23 protein-coding genes and 1 pseudogene are annotated in these 25,247 nt (G+C 45.6%); 10 read left to right on the forward strand and 14 right to left on the reverse strand.

Annotated features, from left to right (window positions below; all coding sequences use genetic code 11):
- Positions 1 to 10 precede the first annotated feature (10 nt).
- The 6 genes from L5L98_RS13100 to nfuA all read left to right on the forward strand — a co-directional run bounded on the left by L5L98_RS13100 (position 11) and on the right by nfuA (position 6,266).
- Entirely contained in the window at positions 11 to 757 is a 747-nt protein-coding gene (locus L5L98_RS13100) for a helix-turn-helix transcriptional regulator (protein WP_263141468.1), read from the forward strand.
- A gap of 2 nt (positions 758 to 759) precedes the next feature.
- Positions 760 to 1,437 (forward strand): response regulator transcription factor, encoded by a 678-nt coding sequence (locus tag L5L98_RS13105; RefSeq protein WP_263141470.1) that lies wholly within the window; start codon positions 760 to 762, stop codon positions 1,435 to 1,437.
- Entirely contained in the window at positions 1,424 to 2,668 is a 1,245-nt protein-coding gene (locus L5L98_RS13110) for a sensor histidine kinase (RefSeq protein WP_263141472.1), read from the forward strand. The genes L5L98_RS13105 and L5L98_RS13110 overlap by 14 nt, the downstream gene beginning before the upstream one ends.
- Before the next feature lie 174 nt (positions 2,669 to 2,842).
- A complete protein-coding gene (locus L5L98_RS13115) occupies positions 2,843 to 3,607 on the forward strand; it encodes an outer membrane protein OmpK (RefSeq protein WP_263141474.1) in 765 nt (254 codons plus the stop codon).
- A 92-nt stretch (positions 3,608 to 3,699) separates the two neighbouring features.
- On the forward strand, positions 3,700 to 5,448 hold the full coding sequence (urdA, locus tag L5L98_RS13120) for a urocanate reductase (protein WP_263141477.1): 1,749 nt from the start codon (positions 3,700 to 3,702) through the stop codon (positions 5,446 to 5,448).
- A gap of 239 nt (positions 5,449 to 5,687) precedes the next feature.
- Positions 5,688 to 6,266, forward strand: a complete 579-nt coding sequence (gene nfuA / locus L5L98_RS13125) for a Fe-S biogenesis protein NfuA (protein ID WP_006079591.1) — start codon at positions 5,688 to 5,690, stop codon at positions 6,264 to 6,266.
- 84 nt (positions 6,267 to 6,350) lie between these two features.
- Here the strand turns inward: nfuA and L5L98_RS13130 are convergent, their stop codons facing one another.
- Together L5L98_RS13130 and L5L98_RS13135 are read right to left on the reverse strand one after the other, a co-directional pair.
- Positions 6,351 to 8,288, reverse strand: a complete 1,938-nt coding sequence (locus tag L5L98_RS13130; RefSeq protein ID WP_263141481.1) for an alpha/beta hydrolase family protein — start codon at positions 8,286 to 8,288, stop codon at positions 6,351 to 6,353.
- 80 nt (positions 8,289 to 8,368) lie between these two features.
- Complete coding sequence (locus tag L5L98_RS13135) at positions 8,369 to 9,736, reverse strand: MATE family efflux transporter (protein ID WP_263141484.1); 1,368 nt, start codon at positions 9,734 to 9,736, stop codon at positions 8,369 to 8,371.
- A 22-nt stretch (positions 9,737 to 9,758) separates the two neighbouring features.
- On the opposite strand from L5L98_RS13135, the gene L5L98_RS13140 reads away from it, so the two are divergent.
- A complete protein-coding gene (locus L5L98_RS13140) occupies positions 9,759 to 10,805 on the forward strand; it encodes a polysaccharide deacetylase family protein (protein ID WP_263141486.1) in 1,047 nt (348 codons plus the stop codon).
- Here the strand turns inward: L5L98_RS13140 and L5L98_RS13145 are convergent, their stop codons facing one another.
- The 5 genes from L5L98_RS13145 to L5L98_RS13165 form a co-directional block, all read right to left on the reverse strand.
- Positions 10,806 to 11,438 carry an SCO family protein gene (locus tag L5L98_RS13145; RefSeq protein WP_263141488.1) on the reverse strand — a complete coding sequence of 211 codons (633 nt, stop codon included), beginning with the start codon at positions 11,436 to 11,438 and terminating at the stop codon, positions 10,806 to 10,808.
- A gap of 47 nt (positions 11,439 to 11,485) precedes the next feature.
- The gene (gene cyoE / locus L5L98_RS13150; RefSeq protein ID WP_219251879.1) at positions 11,486 to 12,391 is read right to left on the reverse strand and encodes a heme o synthase; all 906 of its coding nucleotides are present in this window, start codon (positions 12,389 to 12,391) and stop codon (positions 11,486 to 11,488) included.
- 14 nt (positions 12,392 to 12,405) lie between these two features.
- Positions 12,406 to 13,383: a COX15/CtaA family protein gene (locus L5L98_RS13155; protein WP_263141492.1), complete on the reverse strand. Its 978-nt coding sequence runs from the start codon at positions 13,381 to 13,383 to the stop codon at positions 12,406 to 12,408.
- Entirely contained in the window at positions 13,383 to 13,928 is a 546-nt protein-coding gene (locus L5L98_RS13160) for a hypothetical protein (protein ID WP_263141494.1), read from the reverse strand. The genes L5L98_RS13155 and L5L98_RS13160 overlap by 1 nt, the downstream gene beginning before the upstream one ends.
- A 90-nt stretch (positions 13,929 to 14,018) precedes the next feature.
- Complete coding sequence (locus tag L5L98_RS13165) at positions 14,019 to 14,783, reverse strand: SURF1 family protein (protein WP_263141516.1); 765 nt, start codon at positions 14,781 to 14,783, stop codon at positions 14,019 to 14,021.
- On the opposite strand from L5L98_RS13165, the gene L5L98_RS13170 reads away from it, so the two are divergent.
- Positions 14,782 to 15,000 (forward strand): DUF2909 family protein, encoded by a 219-nt coding sequence (locus L5L98_RS13170; RefSeq protein ID WP_105250645.1) that lies wholly within the window; start codon positions 14,782 to 14,784, stop codon positions 14,998 to 15,000. The two genes, L5L98_RS13165 and L5L98_RS13170, sit on opposite strands and share 2 nt — an antisense overlap.
- A gap of 4 nt (positions 15,001 to 15,004) precedes the next feature.
- Here L5L98_RS13170 and L5L98_RS13175 read toward each other — a convergent pair whose 3' ends face one another.
- From L5L98_RS13175 to lexA, 6 genes are all read right to left on the reverse strand, one after another.
- Entirely contained in the window at positions 15,005 to 15,880 is an 876-nt protein-coding gene (locus L5L98_RS13175) for a cytochrome c oxidase subunit 3 (RefSeq protein WP_263141496.1), read from the reverse strand.
- Complete coding sequence (locus L5L98_RS13180) at positions 15,877 to 16,458, reverse strand: cytochrome c oxidase assembly protein (protein ID WP_263141498.1); 582 nt, start codon at positions 16,456 to 16,458, stop codon at positions 15,877 to 15,879. Before L5L98_RS13180 ends, L5L98_RS13175 begins: the two co-directional genes overlap by 4 nt.
- 1 nt (position 16,459) lies before the next feature.
- Entirely contained in the window at positions 16,460 to 18,052 is a 1,593-nt protein-coding gene (gene ctaD, locus L5L98_RS13185; RefSeq protein ID WP_105250642.1) for a cytochrome c oxidase subunit I, read from the reverse strand.
- Positions 18,053 to 18,061: 9 nt separating this feature from the next.
- Positions 18,062 to 19,597, reverse strand: coding sequence for a cytochrome c oxidase subunit II (gene coxB, locus L5L98_RS13190; RefSeq protein ID WP_263141501.1), 1,536 nt, complete (start codon positions 19,595 to 19,597; stop codon positions 18,062 to 18,064).
- A gap of 403 nt (positions 19,598 to 20,000) precedes the next feature.
- Entirely contained in the window at positions 20,001 to 20,513 is a 513-nt protein-coding gene (locus L5L98_RS13195) for a cell division inhibitor SulA (RefSeq protein WP_131524817.1), read from the reverse strand.
- Positions 20,510 to 21,130: a transcriptional repressor LexA gene (gene lexA, locus L5L98_RS13200; RefSeq protein ID WP_105250639.1), complete on the reverse strand. Its 621-nt coding sequence runs from the start codon at positions 21,128 to 21,130 to the stop codon at positions 20,510 to 20,512. Before lexA ends, L5L98_RS13195 begins: the two co-directional genes overlap by 4 nt.
- 160 nt (positions 21,131 to 21,290) lie before the next feature.
- On the opposite strand from lexA, the gene plsB reads away from it, so the two are divergent.
- A complete protein-coding gene (plsB, locus tag L5L98_RS13205) occupies positions 21,291 to 23,714 on the forward strand; it encodes a glycerol-3-phosphate 1-O-acyltransferase PlsB (RefSeq protein ID WP_105250638.1) in 2,424 nt (807 codons plus the stop codon).
- Positions 23,714 to 24,970, forward strand: coding sequence for a tryptophan permease (gene mtr, locus L5L98_RS13210; RefSeq protein WP_006084612.1), 1,257 nt, complete (start codon positions 23,714 to 23,716; stop codon positions 24,968 to 24,970). The genes plsB and mtr overlap by 1 nt, the downstream gene beginning before the upstream one ends.
- A 45-nt stretch (positions 24,971 to 25,015) precedes the next feature.
- Here mtr and L5L98_RS13215 read toward each other — a convergent pair.
- Positions 25,016 to 25,247, reverse strand: a pseudogene (locus L5L98_RS13215) (IS4 family transposase); the annotation flags it as partial.

The raw sequence follows: 25,247 nt of genomic DNA on the forward strand, positions 1-25,247 counted from the left end.
GAGGGTATTTATGGACGCTAAACTGGCGCGATCAAATGCAGATACGGCATCAACGCTGAAGGACGTTATTCAGGCGATAAACTACTCTTTGAAGCTACATGGTTTTTGTGGTTTCTGGTTTCAAGGAGTCCCTCATTGCGCGTATGAAAACTATCACTTTCCAAAAGAAACCAATCTGTTCTCACAAGCTTCGCTGCGTAAACCTAATGCCAGCGTAGCTTCATCACCTGTAGTTGCTGAACTGCAGCGTTTTTATCTAAGTCAGGTTGCCGCTAATGATTTTAATTTTGGTTTTTCGTTAGATACTTCAAAATCTTATATGTATCGCTTGTCGTGTGATAAAGGTGATAAAGCTAGCCTACTTTTTAGTAAGCATCATATTCAAACCGTATTAAGTTGGCCCGTTACATGTCATAGCAATCGACATTGGGCGGGTCGTTTTATATTGCTGAGTCATCTGAGTGATTCAGACATCCTATTAACGGGTTTGAGTGCAACCTTAAAAGAGGCTCAAAACAAGCTATTTGAATGTAATAAGCCATTGTTTAATCCATTTCTTCAAAGTTCTCTACTTAAAGATAATGCGAGAGATATCTTACTTATGGTCGCAAACGGCCTGCAGAATGACGAAATTTCAACCCAGCTCCCGATAAGTATCAGAGGCGTTGAATACCATATGGAATCCATGCGTAAGAAGTTTGGGGCGACGAATCGAGCAAACTTAATTCATCTCGCCCATCAATATGAGTTGATCTAAATATGTTGGTATTACTGGTTGAAGACAATCGGCTTCTCTCTAACAACATCATTCAATATCTTGAATTGAGTGGCATAGAGTGCGATTACGCGTTCAACCTAGCACAAGCGGATATGCTCATTAGTCAGCAGCAGTTCGACGCTATTATTCTCGATCTAAATTTGCCGGATGGTGATGGGATTGAAGCGTGTGAACGCTGGAAAGGACAGTGCATTACCTCACCAGTAATCATGTTAACTGCACGTAGTAGTCTGAATGATCGCTTGAGTGGGTTTGCTGTGGGCGCGGACGATTATTTAGTAAAACCCTTTGCAATGGAGGAACTGGTCGCGCGATTGAAGGTGGTTGCTCAGCGTCGTCCCGCGCCCCAAAGGTTGACTATTGGCGACCTAGAAATCGATTTTGCAAACCACATGGTGTATCGGCAAGGGCAACTGCTGGCTTTGTCTAAAACCGGATGGCAGATCTTGGCTTTATTAGCTAGGCGTAGTCCAGAAACGGTGAGTAGAGAAGAGATTGAGCGAATGCTTTGGCCCGACAGCGCACCTGATAGTGATAGCTTGCGCAGCCATATTCATCTTTTGCGCCGAGTGATCGATCGCCCCTTTGAACGGCAAATATTACATACGATTCGTGGCGTTGGTTTAAGCCTTAGAGATGATATCAATGCAAGCGCCTAAACTTAGCCTCAAGCGTAGCTATCAAGTGTGGGGAGTTATTTTTCTATTAATAACCTTAGGCGTGAATAGTTTTATCCCGCTTTGCATGATGTGTGCAGGTATGATTTCTATGCATGAGGTCACAATGCACAATGCAGGGCAAGCGGCCGAAGCATTACTGAAGATGGCGGAGCCAACTCAGCAATCATTACTTCATCAACCACTTCTAAAAACCGATAACTTAACTGTCTATCCTCATTGGCGAGATATTCCGCTGCAAATTCGCGAGTTAAGTAACAATGAAGTCTTAACTGATGCGAGCAAAATTCACTATGAGCATGCAGAAGGTCCCATTGTTAACGCGTTAAGTGTGTACTACACCCAAACTGGCCAGCCGCTCTACGTTTGGCTGCAGTTTAGTGTTACCCATGATTTGCAATTTGCCCCTAAAAATATGACGGCGATCTTGCTGCTTGTCTTGATAACCTTTTGTGCCAGTGCAAGCTTAGCGTTTTATATGCAAAGTAAAGTGATTACGCCTGTTCATCAAATTAGTCATGCGATTAAACAACATGATTGGGAAGGAGGAGGAAAACTGAGTTTACCAGAACAAGAATATGCTGAATTAAAGGCAATTGTTGATGCTTTAGATAACTCGATTTTACAACTTCAGGAGGCTCAGCAGCGAGAACTCAATTTTTTACGCTTTGCTAGCCATGAGTTACGTACGCCAGTCGCCATATGCCAATCTTCATTTGAAATCCTCGCATTACAACAAGGTGAGCTTACGGGGGCAACTCTGTATGCTTCCCAAGCGACCAATCAAATGAAGTCACTCATTGAAACCCTACTATGGTTAACTAATAAAGAGTGTTCAAACCTAGAAAAGGAAAACGTAGCATTATCGCCTTTACTTGCCAGTATTATCGAGGAGCAGCAACGGGTACATGGTTATGAGCAAAAAATTCAATTATTGTGTGACGATACTTGCTTGCCCGTCCAGCTTCATCCGCTAAAAATAATCTTAAGCAATTTATTAAGGAATAGTATTGAGCATGGTGGGATGGATATTCGCATTACTCAAGATGCTTGTTGTATAGAAATAACTAATTCCTACAATAGTAAGGGCCGTCATGGATTTGGTTTAGGGCTTTTACTGGTGAAACGTCTCGCTAATCAACTGGGTTGGATTTTTACTAGCTCATCTGCAAATAATTTATTTACAGCTAGGCTGGTCATATCTAATAACTAAAGAATGGGAACTATAGATTTACTGCATTAAACCACACACTTTTAAAATGCAAAAGCGCCGTTGGGCTTAGATCACATAGTCATCATGCTATTCGTAGTAACTTTATTATATAAAGTTTACTGGTCGATAAGTATTTTAAAATACTTCCTAGAATACATGGTTGAGAGGGGCTCTATGTGTAAAAAAAGTGTGGCATCTATTTTAGTCAGTGCAATTATTTTTAGTGGTTCAGTATATGCTGATGTGAATAAAACGAGCGTGGATTTAGGTTATAAGTTTTATACCAGTGAAGCAAAAAATGATAACCCGGGTGTTTTTAATCAACCTTTTGTAAAGTTGAATCATTTAGGTATTGCTGATTGGGGTACTTACTTTGCTAATCTTAAGCTCGAAAACCCTGCTGAAATCGCGGAAAATCAGAAGAACCTTGATGGTAAAACTACCATTAAGTCATTATTGATACTTGAAAATAAGCTGGGAGAGTCGCAGTTCAACTTTTGGACTCAGAACTTTATCTCTGCGAGTGAAACGCTAGTTGAAGATAATCTTTACTTAGGTATTACCCATAATGCAAAAATTCAAAATTTATCAGTAAACTATGGTGTCGGTTTAAATTATACCATTGGTAGCTTTTCCCCCACATCAGAGAAGTTTAATGATCTGTCAGGTTATGCCGTGGTTTTAAATGCAAAGTACCCATTTGAGTTACTAGGGTTAAAACATAGTTTAAGTTTGAATTATGAAGCACAAATTGATAGAGATGAAGCGCATCAATCATTATTTTCATATGACAGCTATGGCCATCAGATAATTACAACGTTACAAACAAACCTCACAGATTCAATATTTTCAAAGTTATATATCACCCATTATGATAGCTGGGGCTCGCAATATAACGATGGGATTGAATACGGTATATCTGTTGGTTATCAGTTTTAACGGTTTATCAAATAGGTTGAATTTTTGATAAGTAGAATCTCATTTAATTTGATGCTGTTCTAGTTTTCATTAAAAATAATAAGGGAATTGTAATGCATTATAAAAAATCCATTATTGGTATTGCTGCCACGGCAACAGCAATTATTGTCGGTTGCCAAGTTACCCATCAAATAGTAAAAAGCCAGGGAACCGCTCAAGGCAAGCATGGCGAAGTGCAGGTCGAAACCACATTCAAAGACGGACACATTGTGGCGATTGATGTACTAAAGCAAAAGGAAAATAAGGTCCTTGCTGGTGCCGTATTTAAAGATGTTAAACAGGCGATTATTGATAATAACTCTATCGAGGTTGACGGTATTGCAGGCGCAACCGTAACGTCTAAAGCGCTTAAAGAAGCTGTGGGTAAAAGTATTGAAGCCGCAGGTGTTACGTTAGTTGCTGTCGCTTCAGCTAAAAAAAATGAAGCATTAACACCAGCAGAATATACCTATGATGTGGTGATTATTGGCTCGGGTGGTGCAGGTTTCAGTGCTGGTTTAGAGGCTATGGCCGCAGGCCGCTCCGCCGTTATTATTGAAAAAATGCCAATTATTGGTGGTAACTCATTGATCTCGGGTGCTGAGATGAATGTGGCTGGTAGTTGGGTACAAAAAAATATGGGTGTTACCGATAGCAAAGACCTGTTTATTAGCGACACGCTAAAAGGCGGCGATTTCAAAGGTGACCCTGAAATGGTTAAGACCATGGTCGATAATGCGGTTGATGCAGCTGAGTGGTTAAGGGATTACGTCAAAGTAGAATTTTACCCAGATCAATTATTTCAGTTTGGTGGACACAGCGTGAAACGAGCGCTAATCCCTAAAGGTCATACCGGAGCAGAGGTGATCAGCAAGTTTTCTATTAAAGCTGAAGAAGTTGGCTTACCAATTCATACCAATACTAAGGCTGAAAAGTTAATTCAAGATCAAACGGGCCGAATTGTGGGTGTAGAAGCGACTCATAATGGCAAAACGGTAACCTATTATGCAAAACGCGGTGTTGTGATTGCCACGGGTGGCTTCTCGTCTAACATGGAAATGCGTAAAAAATATAACCCAGAGTTAGATGAACGTTATGGCAGTACTGGTCATTCAGGTGGTACTGGTGACGGTATTGTGATGGCAGAAAAAATACATGCAGCAGCTAAAAATATGGGATATATCCAGTCATATCCCATTTGTAGCCCAACCTCGGGTGCGATTGCCTTGATTGCAGACTCTCGCTTCTTTGGTGCGGTGTTAATCAACCAGAAGGGTGAGCGCTTTGTTGAGGAATTGGAACGCCGAGATGTGATTTCACAGGCCATTCTAGCCCAACCAGGCCGTTATACTTATGTGCTCTGGAACCAAGCTATTGAAGATGTTGCCCATACTGTTGAAATGCATCAAGGTGAACTGAAGGAATTCACAAAAGACGGGCTAATGTATAAGGTCGACACCCTAGAAGAAGCCGCCAAAGTCTTTAATATTCCTGAAGACAAGTTGTTATCAACGATTAAAAACGTGAATCGTTATGCCGCAACAGGAAAGGATGAAGCCTTTAATCATCGCTCAGGATTGGTTGATTTAAGTAAAGGACCTTATTGGATTTTAAAGGCTACACCTTCTGTGCACCATACAATGGGTGGACTAGCGGTTGATACACGTACTCGTGTACTTGATGAACAAGGAAAAGTGATTCCGGGCTTGTTTGCTGCGGGTGAAGTGACTGGTTTAACCCATGGAACCAATCGACTCGGTGGAAATGCTTACACTGATATCATTGTCTTTGGTCGTATCGCGGGACAAGAAGCGGCTAAATAGTTTGTATTTTATGTCTGGCTTAAAGCGACCCAATTGGGTCGCTTTTGTTTGTAAATGATGCAGTTCACTCGCGTACAACACATTCGTTTAAAGCTTGTTTATGATGAATAAATCGTGATCGCTATGGCAAAAATCCATAAACTTGCTATCCAAAGGACTACAAAGCGAAGGTGAGTCGGAGTATCATACGGCTAATTCTTACTAAAACACTCAGGTATCCCCTGACGGAGCAGGTTTTCATGATTACCATTTCCGATGCGGCTCAAGCCCATTTTGTTAAGTTGTTAGCAGATCAACCTGAAGGCACTCATATTCGCGTATTTGTGATCAGTCCAGGAACCTCGCAAGCCGAGTGTGGTGTGTCTTATTGTCCACCGGATGCAGTGGAAAGTGATGATATTGAAATCGAGTTCACTGGCTTCAATGCTATGGTCGATGAGAAGAGTGCACCTTTCCTTGAAGATGCCACTATCGATTTTGTGACTGACCAATTAGGTTCACAACTCACGCTCAAAGCGCCTAACGCAAAAATGCGTAAAGTGTCTGGCGATGCTCCATTAGTCGAGCGTATCGAATACGTGATCCAATCTGAGATCAACCCTCAGTTAGCCGGCCATGGTGGTAATATCATGCTGGTTGAAATCACTAAAGAAGGCGTGGCTGTACTGCAGTTCGGCGGTGGTTGTAACGGTTGTTCTCAAGTAGATATCACCCTAAAGGATGGTATCGAAAAACAATTGTTAGACATGTTCCCTGGTGAATTGACTGGCGTACGTGACGTGACAGATCACCAACATGGTGAACATTCTTACGCTTAATCTTGTTTGTTAAGCTGAATGAAAAACGCGACCTCAGAGTCGCGTTTTTTATATTTGGCTTTCGCTTTAAGTGCAGTTGCTAAGTTATAACTTAGGGTTGAGATTATCAGCTAAGAACTTATCTAAGGCTTTAAACGTCGCGAGTCTGTTGTCGTTATTGCTCAGGTAATGATCACCATTTTCCAACTCAATATACTCCACTGGTTTATTTAGTGATTTGAGCTCGTCATACATTTCTCGGCTATGTTGAACCTTGACGACTCTGTCCTTATCGCCATGTAGCAGTAATACTGGGATGTTAATTTTATCTGCTTTACTGATAGGTGAGCGCTCATAGAGGGCATCGAGATCATCTCCTATTTGCTCTTTAACCACTTCATAGTTGGTATGTCTGCGGCTTGATTTTACTAGGTAGGCCACATCGGTCACACCAGCTACACTGATGGCGCAACGGTAAAGATCGGGAGTCATGGCAGCCCCCATTAAGGCCGCGTAACCACCATAACTCGCACCGGCAATACAAATGCGTTTGGGATCGCTAATCCCTTGAGCTATTAGGTAACGAGTCCCGTCTTCAACATCGTTTTGCATTTCGAGCCCCCAGCTTTTTAGGCCAGCCTTCATAAACTCATAGCCGTAACCTGCCGACCCCCTGAAATTCATTCGAAATACCGCATAACCCCGATTAGCGAAAAACTGCGCCCAATAGTCAAAGCCATTACTGTCGTAACTGATCGGGCCACCATGGGGGAAAATAATCGTCGGTAGCTGTTTAGCTTCGAGTCCCTTTGGCACTGTTAGGTAAGCATCGATTTTGAGCTTATCCCTTGCTTCGTAAGTTAGATGTTGGGTGTTGGCGAGTAGCTCACTATTGAGCTTGCCGTATCTGTTCGCGATGGGATATAACGTTTTTTCGTCCCTATCGCCGAAATAATAAGTGCCAGGCTCGGTCGAGCTGGTGGAATACACTATGTAGCGGCGTTCATTTGCACTGAATTGAGTAATATAGTTGTGAGCATCGGGTAATACAGCCTTAAGACCATTTTGTAGTCCGACATATTCTGTTTCCCAGAAGGTGTATTCCTCGCCGTCGCCTTCACTGATACCAATGACTTTTTTCTTTAATTGCGAGTAGAGTAAATCCCCTTCGACGTCAGTTGCTTCATTGGCGTAAACCAACTCTTTTGTAAGATTAGGGTCGGTCAGGTTCACTTTAAAAATGGCTTCGAAACCTTGGTGATAGGCGCGAACGTAGAGGATATTAGGGTCTGCATCAAAACCTAATGGCCAAACAGTGTCCTCAGAAAAAGCTTTAAAGGTCCAAAGCAAGCGTGAATCACTCTTTTGCTCGGCCTGTTCATAAATGCGGTACTCAGTATCATCGTTGTAGATAGAAATTCGGACTTTGTGCTGCCTGTCGGTAATCCAACTGATGATCTTCTTTTTAGCATTTTGGGTGTAACTGGATTTCCCCTGCGCTAAATTGACTTTCAGAACGCTGTCTTCGCCTACGTTTTCGCCCATTCCGTCTAATGACAGTAAAATATTATCGGGATCATCTGGCATAAGATCGATAATTTGCCCCTGATGTTGCGGGATCCAATTAAGACGGTCTAAGACGCTGCGCGGAAGGACACTCGAGGTCTTTTTCGTGGTCAAATCATACTTAACAAGGCGGGTTTCGGTTGTAGGTGTACCGTAACGGTTAGCCGGAAACTTAGCACTGATCAGTAAGATATTATCGTTTGCCCACTGCAGAGACAGGATGACAAATTTTTGGTTATCCGTGTGCAGCGGAATGCTTTTTTCGCCTGTTTCTATATCTTGGATACTAACGACAGTACCTTTGAGTTTGGCTTGATCGACCCGTACAACAGAAGCGATTTTTTTGCCATTAGGCGAGAGCTGCACAGAGCTAACATCTGGGATGCTTGCAAAGGCTTCAACGGGTAATTGTGGCGCAGTGTTGGCAACCGTATAGTTACATAGCCACAGCAATAGCAGCGGTAAAATCCTTTTCATTATTGATTCACATCTTTGTTACAATTGTAAAATCAACATAATAATGATTTTGAGATTAGTAAACCACTGTCTTTACGGATTTATTTATGTAAAAAGGCCTGACTGAAATAATAATGCCCTGCGAGCGTTAGGCTTCTGACGATCATAAAGACACTCATCGCGGCCCAGAGGGCATGGTTGCCTTGCTCTGGCAGTAATAGCTGCTGCAGTAAATACCATGTTGGGAAAAACGCGCCAAAGGTGGCGAGTATCATGCTATTGCGCATCACTTTTCCTTTAGCGGCACCTATGTAAACCCCATCGAATAAATACGAGCTAAAGGACCATAAAGGCAAGAATATTAGCCAGATAAGATAGGTTTGCGCAGTGGCTCTGACCTCATTAATGCTGGTCAATAACGCGATAATATTACTGCCAAAAAGACTAAATACAGCGCAGAATCCTAGTGCCGTTATGGCCGACCAGCACCAAGCTAAGATCACAGCTTCCCTTAATTGTTCTGCCTGTTTTTGCCCATAGGCTCGACCGACTTCTGCCTCGGCATAATAGGCAATGCCATCGAGTGCATAGGAGATTAATAGCAGTAAATTCAATAACACGGCATTGGCCGCAACGGTATTATCACCTAGACCTGCACCATGGAATGTCATAAAGGCAAAAGCTGCCTGCAAACAGAGACTGCGGACAAAAATATCTGTGTTGAGCCTCAGTAATTTGCCATAACCCGTTAAGGTGACATGGGGAAATAGCTGAGATAAGTGAAACTCGGGTGCGCGCTTGAGTTGTTGTAACACCATAGTGAGTGCGACTGAGAAAGCGGTGATATCGGCAAATACTGAGGCGAGGGCAGCGCCTTTAACGCCCCAACCCAAGCCGAGGACAAACACCACATCGAGAATAATATTGGCAAGGTTCGCTAAAATCAACTGCCACATGGCGGCTTTAGGTTGTTGTCGCCCTAAGAGCCAACCTAACATCACTAAATTGAGCAGGGCGAAGGGCGTTGACCAAATCCGTACCTGAAAATACTCGCGGCAATAACGTTCGACCTCGCTACTCGCTTCGGATAATCCTAACGCTAAATTCAATATCGGGACTTGCAGTGCGATAACGCCTGCGCCCAATAACATTGCTAGCATAGCGCCTTGGACTAAGAGTTTGTGCTGGGCGTGAAGATCGTCAGCACCAAAGGCTTGCGCGACTAAACCTGTCGTCGCCATACGCAAAAATCCCAATAACCAAATGATTAATGTGATAATCGTTGACCCGACAGCGACTCCCCCTAAATAATAGGCCTCACTCAGATGACCTATAACAGCCGTATCGACTAAGCCCAACAGCGGGATAGTGATATTGGAGAGTATCATCGGCAGGGCGAGCGCTAGTAACTGGCGATTTTTCGCGCCGTTGAGCATGAGGTCGAGCCAAGTTGATTTAGCAGTATTCATTAATTTCAGAGGTGTTCACATTATGGTTAAACGTGTGCTGTTGGCACTCATAGGGCTAATGACGTTTTCTGCCCATGCCGTGGTCATTCTGCAATATCACCATGTGTCAGAAACCACTCCGGCGGCAACCAGCGTTACGCCCGCGCAATTTCGTGAGCAAATGCAGTTTCTCGTCGATGACGGCTTTAAGGTGATCCCGCTTTCTAAAGTGGTTGAAGCGATCAAGCAAAAACAAGATTTACCCGCTAAAACAATCGCAATTACCTTCGATGATGGTTATCGCAGTATAGCGACGACGGCGCATCCTATCTTAAAGGAATTTGGATTCCCCTACACCTTGTTTGTGGCAATTGAGCCGATTAAACAAAAGTTTACCGAGATGATGACTTGGGATGAACTCATCACACTATCCAAGGAAGGCGCCGATATCGCTAACCACAGTTGGGCGCACGAACATTTGATCCGCGCCTTAGAAAATGAATCACAGGCGCAGTGGTTAGCGCGGATAAAAGCCAATATCTTAGATACAGAAAAAGCGATTGCAGATGCCACAGGGCACAATTTTAAAATGCTGGCGTATCCCTACGGTGAGTACAATCAAGCGTTGCAGGATATGTTAACTGAGAACAGCTTTGTCGCTTTTGGGCAACAGTCCGGTGCCGCGGGGCCCTATTCGCCATTAACGGCCCTGCCGCGTTTCCCCGTTGCTGGACAATATGCTGACCTAAAAAGCCTTAAGGCAAAGTTATACAGCTTAAATATGCCTGTGATTGCACAAACCCCAAGTGATCCTGAGTTAAAGGGCGGTCATTGGCGTCCAGAGCTTAAAGTGACCCTCGATATGAGTGATATCTCTGCTAAGCAAGTGATGTGTTACATCCAAGGTCAAGGCTCAAAACAGCCGACTTGGCTCAATGAAAACGAGTTTAGTGTTCAAGCGGATTTAGCCTTGCCTGCGGGGCGCTCGCGTTATAACTGCACAGCGCCAAGTAAGGCGCGCAATGGCTACTATTGGTTTTCTCAGCCTTGGGTGAGGCCAAAGGACGATGGCTCTTGGGTTAAAGAGTGATCAGCGGCTAGGTTTGTATTGCGCCACTATTTTTTCAAAATCGCTAATTAATTTATCATTTAATACCTGCGGCGGTTTGCCTAACGCTGCCGTAGGTTTAAATACCGCAACTCGCGTTCCCTGTGGCGACACCAACACATAACCCGCACTATGGTCGACTTGGTAATTTTCTCCTTCACCCACCATGGCATAAGTGAGTCCTAAGCTGCGGGTGAGGGGAAATATCTGCGTTTGTTCACCCGTTACAGCTTTAAACTCTGGATTGAAAAAATTCACATAGGTTAAGAGTTTATCCTGTGTGTCCCGTTTGGGATCGACGGATAAAAACACTACCTGCAATGGCGCTATTTTGTTTAGATCAGGATAAGCCGCCGCAAGTTTATTTAAGGTCGTAGGACAAACGTCGGGGCAAAAGGTAAAACCGATAAAAAATAAGCTCCATTTCCCCTGCAAACTGGCATTGGTAAAAGCTTGCTTGTGTTGATCGACCAATTCAAAGGGCGCTAATTCATAGGCCTGTGGAAACAGAAAACCGCTCTCTAACTCGATAGGTTTTGGGGGATTAAATTTCACCGCAAATAGGCCGCCAAGACCGAACAACAAAATGGCGATGACTAAAATTCTTTTCTGCATTATTCGCTCCATAAATACAGGTTAGCGCGACAAACTCGTTCCATACACTAGTTCCACAAATAGTGGTCTAGCAGTAATGCCATAAATAACAACATTAAATGGTAGATAGAGAAGCGGAACACTTGCATCGCCAAGCCATCATGATCCCGATATTTAAGTTGCCATGCTTTATAGATAAATCCCGTACTGAGTAAACTCGAGCTGACGAAATACACTGGCCCACACATACCAACCAGCACAGGTAACAGGCAAGCAATCGCCAGCAATACTGTGTAGAGCAAGATGCAGGTTTTCGTAAATTCGACACCGTGGGTGACTGGTAGCATGGGAATATCTACTTTGGCATATTCGGCGCGTCTGTGAATGGCCAGTGCCCAAAAATGTGGCGGCGTCCACGTAAAAATGATGATCACTAGCAATAACGCATGGCCGTGAAATTCGTTCGTCACTGCCGTCCATCCCAGTAGGGGTGGCATGGCTCCCGCAAGGCCGCCGATCACAATATTTTGTGATGTTGCGCGTTTCAAATAGGCAGTATAAACCAAGGCATAGCCAATCAGGCTGGCAAAGGTCAGCCAAGCTGTGAGTGGATTGCCTAAGGAATATAAGACGATAAAGCCAAGACTACCTAAGCTAGCGGCGAAAATTAACGCGCGTGTGGCCGAAATACGCCCTTTGGGTAGCGGGCGATTGTAGGTGCGTGCCATTAAGCCATCGATACGGCGATCGATCAGATGATTCAACGCCGCCGCTGAACCTGCCATCATAGCAATACCCAGCATACCGGCGATTAAAGGTTGAACGGGGACCGCATGGGGCACAGCAAGACACATGCCTACTAAGACAGTGAGCAGCATCAGTGCGACGACTTTAGGTTTGGTCATTTCAAAATAGGCGCGCCATGTTACGCTGAAAGTGGGCAGGCTACTGGTGATTGAGAGTGGTTTTGCCATCTTGGATCCCTCGCTTATGCTTTGCGCCATAAAAAATAGTTGATTGTGACTAAGGTCAGTAGCAGTAGTGCCGCACCACCGTTGTGAGACACGGCAATACCGAGTGGTAAATGCATCACTACGTTAGAAATACCTAAGCTCACTTGTAGTATGACTAGCCCCACTAATAAAAGGCTTAAAGCCTTAAGTCCTGTAGCGCCAACAAATAATCGGTAGGCGAGCACGAGTAACAAGCTGGCAGTGACGATAGCACCAATTCTGTGGGCTACATGGATAGTCATTCGTGCAGGGTAATCGAGCACCCCAAATTCGAAGCTAGGGTGTTGGCCTTGGAACGGTGAAAATGCCTCGGTTATTGCTAAGTTATCTACCCAATTTCCCTCACAGATGGGTAAAGAGGTGCAGGCGAGCGCCGCATAATTCGATGATGTCCAAGCGCCCAACATAATCTGACCCACAAGGACGAATAGGCTCACCAATGCTAACGGTGCGAGATGTCGAGCATGGGTTTCGCTATTAAATATACGCCGAGGTCGGGTTCGCAGGTAAAGGAGTAACAGCAGCGAGATTAGGCTAAAGCCACCAATAAGATGCGACATCACAATTATTGGCATGAGTTTCATGGTCACAGTCCACATGCCTAGCGCTCCTTGAAAAAGGATCAGCAGCACTATGATGATCGGCAACTTTTTGGGTGCTTCCGGTGTTTTTAAGCACAAAATTAAGATGAATAACACCAGTAAGCCAAGTCCGCCTGCGATATATCTGTGGATCATTTCCAGCCAAGCTTTCTCTGGATTGATATCGTGATCTGGGAATATAGTTTGCGCATGGGCGATTTCATGGTCTTGGGTGGGCACTTTAATATGGCCGTAGCAGCCTGGCCAATCGGGGCAGCCGAGTCCTGCATCCGATAGGCGGGTGTAAGCGCCCATTAAAATCACCAATAGGGTAAAGACTAAGGTTAAGCGTAGGATCCAAGTTAGTTGCATCAATCTACCCTCGACAGTTTTAACAACTTACGCAGATCCGCAATCAGCGCCTTGCCTTGAGCTAAATGTGCTTCTTTGCCCTGCACTTGAGGATAGCGCAGTACTAAGCTGCCTAAGGGATCGACTATGATTAGCTGCTGTTCATCTAACCATTTGCTTAAGCCTGCATTGGCGGGACGAGTATTGAAGTTAAAGGTGCTTAAGGCGTTAAGATCGCTGTCGGGATGAGTGAGGATAAGCGGTTCTACTCGCGCCTGATCTGACCCTAGCGCTGTGTGGCTTTGGCGCAAAATATACAGGCGTTCGCGGCAAGCATCGTTGCATTTGGCGGGTAATAAATACAGTAGCTGCCATTCTTTGGGATTAGAATTTTCAACCCCAAGGCTGGCATAGCTGGTTTCGGGACTGATCAGCTCGCCATGATTGGTGGCACCGCCATGGTATAAATTGAGGCTCAGCACTAGCTTAGCAATCACTACGGGTGCAATAAACGCCAGCAGTAATAGCCCTAATGCTTTGTGTTTAGATTTGTTCTGGGAGTTCATGCTTGCTCCTCTCATTCAAATTATCCCTAATTTATTGTTTTATATTTATTTAGTTTTATTAGTGTCTTGCTAAGTATGGTACTAATTTCCCTATTTGCTCCTTGAGTTTGCGACTGTTTGGGCGCTATGGCGTTTTACATATTTAATCCCTTGCCACAGCATTAGCCCTGCAAATACGGCTGCCATCGAAAACCACTGCAACGCATAGCCCCAATGTTTTTGTGCCGACAGTGGGAAAGGTTGCCAAGGATGGGGCAATGTGAGGGAAGGTAATTGCTCTGGTTGCAACACGACAGGTAACACTGGGTGCCCTAATACCTTAGCCATTTCGGGCATATTTAAATTTTGAAAGCGAATACTTGTCCCTGTTTCTGCCATTAAAGCTTGGCTCAAAGGATTGATTTGCTTTTGATAAAGCCTGCCTTCGATATTTAATGCCCCGCTTAGGGGAGTAATGTGAGGCAACTCATCACGATGGGAACCCGCGGCAACAAAGCCTAATTCGACCAGCAACCAAGGTTTTTCAACTTCTACTTGCAGGGGTTGAAAGGCTAAATATCCCACTTGACCTTGATAGATTTGATTATCCAGCAGCCAGATTTGTGAGCTTGCGGGAGTGGCGTGTACTCGCAGTTGATAACCAGTCACACCTTCTTTGCCGACCTTGAGTTGGAGCTGCTCAAAACTTAATGGCAGCAAAGCTTGCCTTGCTTCCATTTGGGCTAAAAGCGTCGTTTTATCTTCACCACGGGCTAACTGCCATAAACCCAACTTGACCAATATAGTTAATACAGCCACAGTCAATATCAGTAGAAAAACCGTTAATTTATTCAGCAGAACATGAGGATATTGTATGAATAGCCTGTTTATTTTTAAGTTGGTCTTAGTTCTGCTGTTGCTATTCATCATTTTTAATCTAGGTCGCGCCTTGTTTATTATGGTGAAAGGTGATGAAAAAGTGCCTATGAGCCGTTATCTTGGTCGGCGAGTGATTTTCTCTGTGCTCGTTATCTTGTTATTGTTGGTGGCCTTAGGGACTGGGTTAATTAGCCCCAATCCCACGCCTTACTAAAGCACTAGAGAACGTAAACGAAAATAAACAAACACAGCCAGACCACATCCACAAAGTGCCAATACCAACTCCCCGCTTGGAACGCAAAATGTTTATCTGCGCTAAAGTGCCCCTTCAACACTCTGAAAAACAACACGAATAAAAAGAGCGTCCCCAGTGTGACATGCATGCCGTGAAAGCCAGTTAACAGGAAGAAGGTGTTGCCATAAATCCCCGAGGTTAAGGTGAGTCCCATCTCCTGATAGGCGTGGATATACTCTTCAGCCTGCAAGGCAAGGAACCCCATCCCTAAGAGTATGGTGATACCAAGCCAGAGAGTAATGGCAGAACGTTTACCTTTTTCTAGGCTGACATGGGCGAAATGTAAGGTAACTGAGGAGGTTAGCAGTACGATAGTGTTGATTAATGGCAGTCCAGTCCATGGCATAGCTTGGGTTTTAGTGCCATCTGGCGTAGTAATGAGCGGCCAAATAGCTTCAAACTGAGGCCAGAGTACTTCGTGGGTCATGGCATTATTCGATGCGCCACCGAGCCAAGGCACTGCGAACATGCGGGCATAAAATAGTGCCCCGAAAAAAGCCCCGAAAAACATAACTTCCGAAAAAATAAACCAGCTCATACCTTGGCGAAACGATCGATCCATTTGGTTAGAATAGAGCCCTGCCATCGACTCTTGGATCACGGTTCTAAACCAACCCACCAGCATGAATAGGATCACAGCGATCCCAACCAGCAGCACATAACCGCCACCGGATGCACCTGATTTCAACTGCTGCACGAAAAGGCCTGCACCAGAGGCGATTAAGAACAAGCCAATGGCACCTATAATAGGCCAGACACTTTGGGATGGAACGTAGTAAGTCTGATGTTTCGTTGTCATTTTGCAGCTCCTTGCTCTATGGCAGACGCTAACTGCTTGTCGGTAATGTCGTAGAGAGTGTAAGAGAGGGTCAGAGTGTGGATAGACTCAGGTAACTGAGGATCCACATAGAAAATGAGCGGCAGCTCAGCGCTAGTGTCCGCCGCTAAGGGTTGTTGATTAAAGCAAAAGCATTCTGTTTTATTAAAATAAGCGGCACCTTGTCCGGGCGAAACTGAAGGTATCGCTTGGCCAATCGTTGCTTTAGCGGACATATTGCGCGCCAAAAATGCCGTATGAATTAGCTCGCCAGGGTGAACTTCGAGCCGCTTGGTTTGTGGCGCAAATATCCATGGCATGCCTGTTTGTACCTGAGAAATAAATTCTACAGTCACTATTCGGCTTGTATCTACTGTGATTGCTTGATAACTACTCGCGGTATTGGAGGGTTTTCCATTGATACCGAGTTGCTCGCACAACACATCGTAGAGCGGCACCAGCGCGAATCCAAAGCCAAACATGCCAATACAGCCGAGAACTAACATGCTGATAAGTTTACGATTTGACTTAGGTTTATCTTGCTGGTGTTGGGTTGCCATTTCATTTCACCTCAGGTGGTGTCGTGAAGGAGTGGTAAGGCGCAGGGCTTGGCAATGTCCACTCTAAACCCTCGGAACCTTCCCAAGGTTTAGCGGGAGCTTTTTCGCCGCCACGGATGCACTTAATTACTAATACTAAGAAAATCAATTGCGATAAGCCGAAGGCGAACCCACCAATCGAGACGATTTGATTAACATCGGCAAATTGAATCGAGTAGTCAGGGATACGCCTTGGCATTCCTGCCAGCCCAAGGAAATGCATCGGGAAAAATAGCACATTGACTGAAATCACCGAACACCAGAAATGCCATTGTCCCAGTCGCTCGTTGTACATGTGCCCCGTCCACTTAGGTAGCCAGTAATAGGCCGCTGCCATGATGGAGAAAATCGCACCAGTCACGAGCACATAATGGAAATGTGCCACAACAAAATAAGTATCGTGGTACTGGAAGTCGGCGGGTGTAATGGCGAGCATTAATCCCGAAAAACCGCCAATAGTGAAGAGTATGATAAAGGCTACAGCAAACAGCATGGGCGTTTCGAAACTGAGTGAGCCGCGCCACATAGTGGCAACCCAGTTAAACACTTTCACCCCAGTTGGCACTGCAATCAACATAGTGCAATACATGAAGAACAGCTCGGCAAACACAGGCATACCTGTGGTGAACATATGGTGCGCCCACACGAGGAACGACAGAATTGCAATACTAGCCGTAGCATAAACCATGGATGCATAGCCAAATAAGGGTTTACGACTGAAGGCGGGCACTATGGCAGAGATGATGCCAAAGGACGGCAAGATCATGATGTAAACTTCAGGGTGGCCGAAGAACCAGAAAATATGCTGGAACATCACAGGATCGCCGCCGCCAGCCGCATCGAAGAAACTCGTGCCGAAAAACTTATCGGTCAGCACCATAGTCACTGCGCCAGCGAGTACGGGCATAACCGCGATCAGTAGGAATGCCGTGATAAGCCAAGTCCAGACAAACAATGGTAACTTCATCCATGTCATGCCTGGCGCGCGTAAATTCACTATGGTCACAATCACGTTGATTGCGCCCATGATCGAACTTATCCCCATGATGTGAATAGAAAATACAAAGAGCGCCGTGCTATCTGGGCTATAAGTTGTTGATAGTGGTGCGTAGAAGGTCCAACCAAAGTTAGGTCCGCCACCTTCCATAAACAGCGAACTGAGAAGAATAGTAAAGGCGAAGGGGAGTATCCAAAAACTCCAGTTATTCATCCGTGGCAGCGCCATATCGGGCGCTCCTATCATCATAGGGATCAGCCAGTTAGCGAGCCCTGTAAAGGCTGGCATTACCGCACCGAATACCATGATCAGCCCATGAACAGTTGTCATTTGGTTGAAAAAGTTGGGCTCGACCAATTGTAATCCAGGTTGAAAGAGTTCAGCGCGGATCACCATGGCCATAGCGCCACCGGTTAAGAACATAATGAAGCTGAACCATAAATACAAAGTACCTATGTCTTTATGGTTGGTGGTTAGCAGCCAGCGCATGATGCCCTTTGGCGCACCATGATGATGGTCATCATGGGCTGCGGTTTGATCTTGAGTCGTTGTGCTCATCATTATCCCCTACTGTCCATGACTTGCGATATCAGCAGGTTGCACTGTATCGCCGGTATTGTTGCCCCAAGCATTGCGTTCATAGGTAATGACTGCTGCAAGTTGCTGTGGGCTAAGCTGTTTGCCAAATGCCTGCATAGCCGTGCCTGTTTTACCGAGCATCACAATATCGATGTGATTGGCGACTGGTCCAATGGCGATAGCACTACCCACTAGCGCGGGGAAGGCGGGTGGTATTCCTGCACCTGTCACTTGATGGCAGGCAGCACAGAAGGTCGCGTAGACAGTTTCACCTTCGGCCATGAGGGCGTCATGGCTGAGTGTGGGGAGGCTTGCGGGATCGACTGCAGCTGAGACGTCTGTTGCAGGCGCGGGTGTCGGGGTTGTACTGCTTGGTACCGCGGCGGATGTTTGTGCAGAATTGCCGTTCATGTACTCGTTGACGTCTTTGGCTTGCACTGCATCGCCAGTATTATTGCCCCAAGCATTCCGCTCGTAGGTAGTCACTGCCGCGATTTCTTGTGCGGTCAATTGCTTACTAAACGCTTGCATGGCAGTACCCGTTTTACCGTTGAGCACAATTTCAAGGTGAGCGCTGAGTGGTCCTGTTGCAATCGGGCTACCTTTAAGGTGCGGAAATACGCCTTGCAACCCTTCGCCATTGGGCTGGTGGCAGGCTGCGCAGTGCCCGAGGTAAACTTGTTCGCCTAGAGTCATCAACTCTTCTTTACTTAGGGTTTGTGATAAAGCGGCTTGAGCGGCTTCAGCCGCAGCACCTGCGGCTTGTTTCTGCTCTGTTACCCAAGCCTCAAACTCGGCTTCGGGTAACGCTTGTACTACGATAGGCATAAAACCATGGTCTTTACCGCAGAGCTCGGCGCATTGACCACGGTAAATGCCGGGTTTGTCGATGCGAGTCCAAGCTTCATTGATAAATCCAGGGTTGGCATCTTTCTTAATTGCAAAGGCGGGTACCCACCAAGAATGGATGACATCCTCTGAAGTCATCAGAAAGCGGATTTTGCGGTTTATTGGTAGAACGAGCGGTTTATCGACTTCCAATAGATAGTTTTCACCCTTGGTTTCGGTGCCTTCGATTTGTGCTCTGGGTGTTGTCAGTATGCTATAAAAATCAATATCTTGATCGAAATAGTTGTAATGCCATTTCCATTGGGAACCCGTGACTTTTACGGTGAGATCGGCGTTGCTGGGATCTTCCATTGCGATTAAAGTTTTTGTCGCTGGAATCGCCATTAAGATCAAAATGATAAATGGCAGAATCGTCCAAGCGATTTCAACTTTAGTGCTTTCGTGAAAGTGGGACGCGACAGCGCCTTTGGATTTTCTGTGGTTGATCATGGCGTAAATCATGACGCCAAAGACCACTAGGCCTATTGCGCAGCAGATATACAAGATGGTCATGTGCAAGTGATAAACCTTGCCACTGATCTCGGTCACGCCAGGGGTCATGTTGAACCGCATGTCCGCGGCGGTCAACGGTGGTGCGAAAAGCACCACGAGTAAACAATACAACAATTGCTTCACAAGACTTCTCCTCTGCCAATTGCGAATAGCAACTACAAAGAAGAGCAACACAGTAAGTCTCAACTCTATGCAAACTCTTCAGTTCCCAAAAAAGCTTTTTTGACTTCAACGTGCGTTGGCGGCTGTTACTTTTAATCAAGTATTGTTACTGCTGGTAATTAGCCACGCTGGCACATACTGCTGAAATAAATCTGTTCTCTATTTTTAGTGGCGCTTCGAGTTCGATAAATACTCGATTCATTGACCACGGAAGGTGATATATCATCACCGACTTAACCAACCATACTTGCTGTTTAAATATTGATCAAGATCACTTATTTATCTAATTATCTGAAAAATTGCCAAAAAAAAGCCTCACATTCATAGGTGAGGCGGCTTTCAAGGTAAAAAATTAAATGAATATTTAATGTACAGCGCTAAAAAAAGATTGCTGACCGAAGAGATTGCCTTGCTCAATGCGTACGTCGGCATGTAAGTGACTGTTTACGTCTTCAAGCACTATGCCCATAGCTCGGGCACTTTTAGCCACGATTTGTAGGCGTCGATTATCCCGCGCATCTAATGATTGAGTCCAAGTAATGACTGCACTGGACGTACCACTTGTCAGGGCTTTCTCCATCGCCCACAGGGTTTCGACTTCATCTTTAGCATGTACCAGCAAAACTCTATCCATACGCACACCTGCGCTGGCGAGCATTTGCTTGTAGCCAATACTTGGAGGGTTGATGAGCACTAACCAACGGCCCTGTTGGCTTAACTGAGCGAGTTGTGCACTCAGATGAATTAATTCTTGGCGACCTTGAGTCTTAGTTGGCATACAGGCGATAGGCGCATGGTGCCAGTCATAGTCGGCATCACGGACTTCATCGAGCCACAAGCCCGGATGGCGGGGGGCATTGCCAAGTAGTTTATTCATAGCCAATCTCCATTACGGATCACACCGACGGCGAGTCCTTCAATTGTTAAACTTTGGAAGCCTAAATCCACTTTAATCGGGGAGTAATCTTCATTTTCGGCATGTAGATAGACCACATTACCTTTTTTTTCGAAACGTTTAACAGTGACATCGTCATCGACTCTAGCGACAACCACTTGACCATTCCTAGCTTGTTCTACTTTATGAACTGCCAGCAAATCACCTTCGAGAATGCCGATATTTTTCATGCTGTCGCCCTTTACTCGCAGTAAAAAATCGGCGGCGGGATGGAACATGCTTGGGTCGACTTGGTAGTACTGTTCAACATGTTCTTGGGCGAGGATAGGTTCACCCGCGGCCACTTGGCCGATGAGCGGTAAACCTGTTTCAGTCAAATCTTCGATTTCCGCAGGTAGACGAATGCCCCGAGATGTGCCAGGCATGATCTCAATGCAGCCCTTTTTCGCCAACGCTTTAAGATGTTCTTCAGCCGCATTGGCGCTCTTAAAACCTAAACGGGTTGCGATTTCTGCCCGAGTGGGTGGCATGCCAGTATCGGCAATATTTCGTTTAATTAGCTCTAAAATTTCAGCTTGGCGTGGCGTCAAAGGTCTCATGGTGTTTCCTGTTTTTCTATACAGTTACTGTTAGTATATACAGTATTATTTGCAGCGCAAGTATTAACCACTTTTTAGCTATGTTGGAGAGAATTAGCGAATATTGCCCATAGTCTGGTATTCTATCGGGCTAGTAAACGCACTTAATTGCATAAGAATAATGCCTAAACACGACTCTCTTTGGTTGAAATCATTACGTTGGATCCAAAAACACTTAGTGCACACTATTGTGGTGCCTCAGGATCCCTTTGCCGATCTGAATCTGGATGCTTCCAGACCCCTTGTTTATGTGATGAAAACAGAATCCCTCAGTGACATAGCTGCTTTGAGCGAAATAACGGCTAAGTTAGGTTTACCAAGCCCTTATGAGCCTCTAGTGGCTAATGGTGTGACTGCGCCTCGGGTTGTCTGTCTTCAAGGACGTAAGCCACTGTTTGGCGAACGTGCTGGTAATGAGCCTTTCCTCGAATGCTTTATGCGTTTGTTAGCCGTGCATAAGGAACGTCCTGAATTAGATATTCAACTGGTGCCCGTGAGTTTGTATTGGGGTCGCACGCCAGGGAAAGAAGACGACACTATGAAGGCGGCCGTATTTGAGCGGGAAAACCCGACTTGGTTGCGCAAGTGCTTGATGATTCTGTTCTTAGGTCGACATAACTTCGTGCAGTTCTCGAATGCCGTATCCCTGCGTTACATGGCTGACGAACATGGCACCGACATGGGAATTGCCCATAAGTTAGCACGGGTTGCGCGCGTGCATTTCCGTCGTCAACGTAAAGTAATGACAGGGCCTGTGCTGCCAAACCGCCAAGCACTGTTTCATTCGTTGCTCAAATCTGAGTCGCTGCGCAAGGCGATTCAAGAAGAAGCGGCCAGTAAAAAGATTTCTGAGACCCAAGCGCGCGAGACGGCTATTGAGTACCTCGATGAAATCGCTGCCGATTACTCAGACAGTTTAGTGCGTATTGCCGAGCGTTTCTTAACTTGGCTGTGGAACAAGCTTTACAGCGGGATCAACATTAAAGGCGCCGAGCAAGTTCGCCAGCTGCACCACGATGGCCACGAGATTGTTTATGTGCCTTGCCATCGCAGCCACATGGATTACCTGCTGTTATCGTATATTTTGTATTATCAAGGCATGGTTCCGCCGCACATTGCTGCTGGCATCAACCTCAATTTCTGGCCCGCGGGACCTATGTTCCGTCGCGGTGGTGCCTTCTTCATCCGCCGTAGTTTTAATGGTAACAAGCTGTACACCGCAGTATTTCGTGAGTATTTAGATCAGCTGTTTGCTAAAGGTTATTCGGTGGAATACTTCTCCGAAGGTGGCCGTTCACGTACTGGCCGTCTGTTGGCGCCGAAAACCGGCATGATCGCCATGACGATGAACAGCGTACTGCGCGGTATTGAACGTCCTGTCACACTTGTGCCAGTGTATTTAGGCTATGACCATGTGATGGAAGTAGCGACTTACCATAAAGAGTTAAGCGGTAAGAAAAAGAAAAAAGAATCTGTGTGGCAGGTGTTCGGTGCCATTCGTAAATTAGGTAATTTCGGCCAAGGTTATGTGAATTTTGGCGAGCCTATTACCCTGCAAAATTTCTTAAATGAGCGTGCGCCAAACTGGCGTGCTGAGTTGGCCGATGATCCCGAGCAGAAACCAAGTTGGTTAACGCCAGCGGTAAACGTGCTGGCTAATCGGGTGATGACGCGTATCAATGATGCCGCAGCCGCGAGTTCTGTGACTTTGACTAGCTTAGTTTTACTGGCGACAGATCAAAACGCCTTAGAACGTAGTCTGCTGGAGCGTCAGCTTGATTTGTATCTGACCCTACTCAAAAAAGTGCCTTACACTTCTTATACATCTGTTGCCGAAGGTGATGGTAAGCATTTAGTGCAGCAAGGTTTAGAGCTGAACAAGTTTGTTGTTAGTGCCGATCCTTTAGGGGAAATAGTGTCTATCGAAGCGAGTCAGGCTGTGTCTATGACTTACTATCGTAACAATATCATTCACTTATTTATTGTTCCTTCATTAATTGCGAGTTGTTTAACCCACAATGAACAGATCCTGCGCCAGCAAGTGGTTTCAATCGTTGCCGATTTTTATCCACTGCTGAAAGCCGAACTCTTCATGGGAATTAAAGACTTACCAGCCTATGTTGAGCAAGTACTGGATTTCCTGATTGGGCAAGGTTTAGTGGTTGAGACAGATACTTTAGCTGTCGTGCCTGAGCACTCAAGCCAATTATTGTTGTTAGCCAGTTCAGTGAGCGAGACTCTGCAACGCTACGCTATTATTTTCAATCTGTTAGCGAACAGACCTAAGATGGAGCGCTCAGAACTTGAGTCTGAGAGCCATTTACTCGCCCAGCGTTTAGGGGCTTTACATGGTATTACCGCGCCTGAGTTCTACGATAAAAAACTCTACGGTACTTTGAGCGTGAAGCTCAAAGAATTGGGATATCTGGCGGATAGTGAAGATAAGTCCAATATCAATCGCATACGAGATCAGGCCAATAGCTTATTACGTCCGTCAGTGAGACAAACGATAGTGGCGAGTGTCACCGCGGAGCACACAGTTTAATGGCAAATCATATGAATGCGGCTAAGCATAAGCCCGCAGGTAAGTCCTTGCTTGGTGGTGCCATGATTATTGCTGGCACGACCGTAGGTGCTGGGATGTTTTCTCTGCCCGTGGTCGGTGCAGGTATGTGGTTTGGCTATTCGATTTTGATGTTATTGGGCATTTGGTTTTGCATGTTGATGTCGGGTTTATTGTTGCTCGAAACCAATTTGCATTTCGAACCCGGTGCTAGCTTCGATACCTTAAGCAAGCAAACTCTTGGGCAGTTTTGGCGGATAGTGAACGGCGTTTCTATCGCTTTCGTGTTGTATATTTTGACCTATGCCTATATCAGCGGCGGTGGTTCGATTGTGAATCACAGCTTGCAGGGCATGGGAATTGAGTTACCGCAAAGTGTGGCAGGGCTAGTATTTGCCATAGTATTGGCGAGCATAGTGTTGATCAGTACTAAAGCCGTGGATCGCATTACCACGATTATGCTCGGCGGTATGATCATTACCTTCTTCCTCGCTATCGGCAATTTATTGATCGAAATTGATGTGACTAAGTTGCTCGAACCCGATGGTAATAATAGCTTTTCACCTTATCTGTGGGCGGCGCTGCCCTTTGGTCTCGCTAGCTTTGGTTACCATGGTAACGTCCCCAGCTTAGTGAAGTATTACGGCAAAGATTCTTCCACCATTATCAAGGCGATTTTCGTCGGCACCTTTATCGCGCTGGTGATTTATGCATGTTGGTTAGTGGCGACTATGGGCAATATTCCCCGCAGCCAGTTTATCGACATTATTGCCCAAGGCGGCAATATGGGCGTCTTGGTGGGCGCTTTGTCCGAGGTGATGGCGAGTAGCTGGTTGAACAGTATGTTGACCCTGTTTGCTAACTTGGCTGTGGCTTCATCTTTCTTAGGGGTGACCTTAGGGTTGTTTGATTATCTCGCCGACTTGTTTGGTTTTGACGATTCGCGCTCTGGCCGGATGAAAACCGCGTTAGTGACCTTTGTGCCGCCGACGATTTTAGGATTACTGTTCCCCGACGGCTTTTTAGTGGCGATTGGCTTTGCGGCATTAGCGGCGACAGTGTGGGCGGTAATCGTCCCGGCGCTGATGGCCTATAAATCACGGCAGTTATTCCCCGAGAGCACAGGTTTTAGAGTGATAGGCGGCACGCCGCTGATTATTCTTGTGGTGTTATTTGGCATAGTCACGGGTGCTTGTCATCTGCTCGCGATGGCAAATTTACTGCCGCAATATTCCTAATTTGTTGTGAAGATTTAAGCCCTCCATGTGAGTAATGCCGTTCACTTAAGAGTGAACGGCATTTTTCTTTGGTCTAACCGGGAACTTGTTTTTGCTCATTTTAAGAACTCGTGGATATGCCCTTTCCCGTTTACCATCCAGCTTAAATTGCCGTGCATTTCGTTCTATATCCAATACGTCTCTCGGGACATTCCCCGGTGTTTGTGATGACAGTTGTGTCAACTTGAAGATGATATAACTCGCCGCATCTCGAAAACTCAGTTGATTGGGGTGGACC

Source organism: Shewanella sp. SM23 (genome assembly GCF_025654295.1).
GTDB lineage: Bacteria > Pseudomonadota > Gammaproteobacteria > Enterobacterales > Shewanellaceae > Shewanella > Shewanella oncorhynchi.

Bases quoted from the DNA above. Each gene is read 5' to 3' on its own strand.
- L5L98_RS13100 (WP_263141468.1), top strand. From the start codon at position 11: ATGGACGCTAAACTGGCGCGATCAAATGCAGATACGGCATCAACGCTG.
- L5L98_RS13105 (WP_263141470.1), top strand. From the start codon at position 760: ATGTTGGTATTACTGGTTGAAGACAATCGGCTTCTCTCTAACAACATC.
- L5L98_RS13110 (WP_263141472.1), top strand. From the start codon at position 1,424: ATGCAAGCGCCTAAACTTAGCCTCAAGCGTAGCTATCAAGTGTGGGGA.
- L5L98_RS13115 (WP_263141474.1), top strand. From the start codon at position 2,843: ATGTGTAAAAAAAGTGTGGCATCTATTTTAGTCAGTGCAATTATTTTT.
- urdA (WP_263141477.1), top strand. From the start codon at position 3,700: ATGCATTATAAAAAATCCATTATTGGTATTGCTGCCACGGCAACAGCA.
- nfuA (WP_006079591.1), top strand. From the start codon at position 5,688: ATGATTACCATTTCCGATGCGGCTCAAGCCCATTTTGTTAAGTTGTTA.
- L5L98_RS13130 (WP_263141481.1), bottom strand. From the start codon at position 8,288: ATGAAAAGGATTTTACCGCTGCTATTGCTGTGGCTATGTAACTATACG.
- L5L98_RS13135 (WP_263141484.1), bottom strand. From the start codon at position 9,736: ATGAATACTGCTAAATCAACTTGGCTCGACCTCATGCTCAACGGCGCG.
- L5L98_RS13140 (WP_263141486.1), top strand. From the start codon at position 9,759: ATGGTTAAACGTGTGCTGTTGGCACTCATAGGGCTAATGACGTTTTCT.
- L5L98_RS13145 (WP_263141488.1), bottom strand. From the start codon at position 11,438: ATGCAGAAAAGAATTTTAGTCATCGCCATTTTGTTGTTCGGTCTTGGC.
- cyoE (WP_219251879.1), bottom strand. From the start codon at position 12,391: ATGGCAAAACCACTCTCAATCACCAGTAGCCTGCCCACTTTCAGCGTA.
- L5L98_RS13155 (WP_263141492.1), bottom strand. From the start codon at position 13,383: ATGCAACTAACTTGGATCCTACGCTTAACCTTAGTCTTTACCCTATTG.
- L5L98_RS13160 (WP_263141494.1), bottom strand. From the start codon at position 13,928: ATGAACTCCCAGAACAAATCTAAACACAAAGCATTAGGGCTATTACTG.
- L5L98_RS13170 (WP_105250645.1), top strand. From the start codon at position 14,782: ATGAATAGCCTGTTTATTTTTAAGTTGGTCTTAGTTCTGCTGTTGCTA.
- L5L98_RS13175 (WP_263141496.1), bottom strand. From the start codon at position 15,880: ATGACAACGAAACATCAGACTTACTACGTTCCATCCCAAAGTGTCTGG.
- L5L98_RS13180 (WP_263141498.1), bottom strand. From the start codon at position 16,458: ATGGCAACCCAACACCAGCAAGATAAACCTAAGTCAAATCGTAAACTT.
- ctaD (WP_105250642.1), bottom strand. From the start codon at position 18,052: ATGAGCACAACGACTCAAGATCAAACCGCAGCCCATGATGACCATCAT.
- L5L98_RS13195 (WP_131524817.1), bottom strand. From the start codon at position 20,513: ATGAATAAACTACTTGGCAATGCCCCCCGCCATCCGGGCTTGTGGCTC.
- lexA (WP_105250639.1), bottom strand. From the start codon at position 21,130: ATGAGACCTTTGACGCCACGCCAAGCTGAAATTTTAGAGCTAATTAAA.
- plsB (WP_105250638.1), top strand. From the start codon at position 21,291: ATGCCTAAACACGACTCTCTTTGGTTGAAATCATTACGTTGGATCCAA.
- mtr (WP_006084612.1), top strand. From the start codon at position 23,714: ATGGCAAATCATATGAATGCGGCTAAGCATAAGCCCGCAGGTAAGTCC.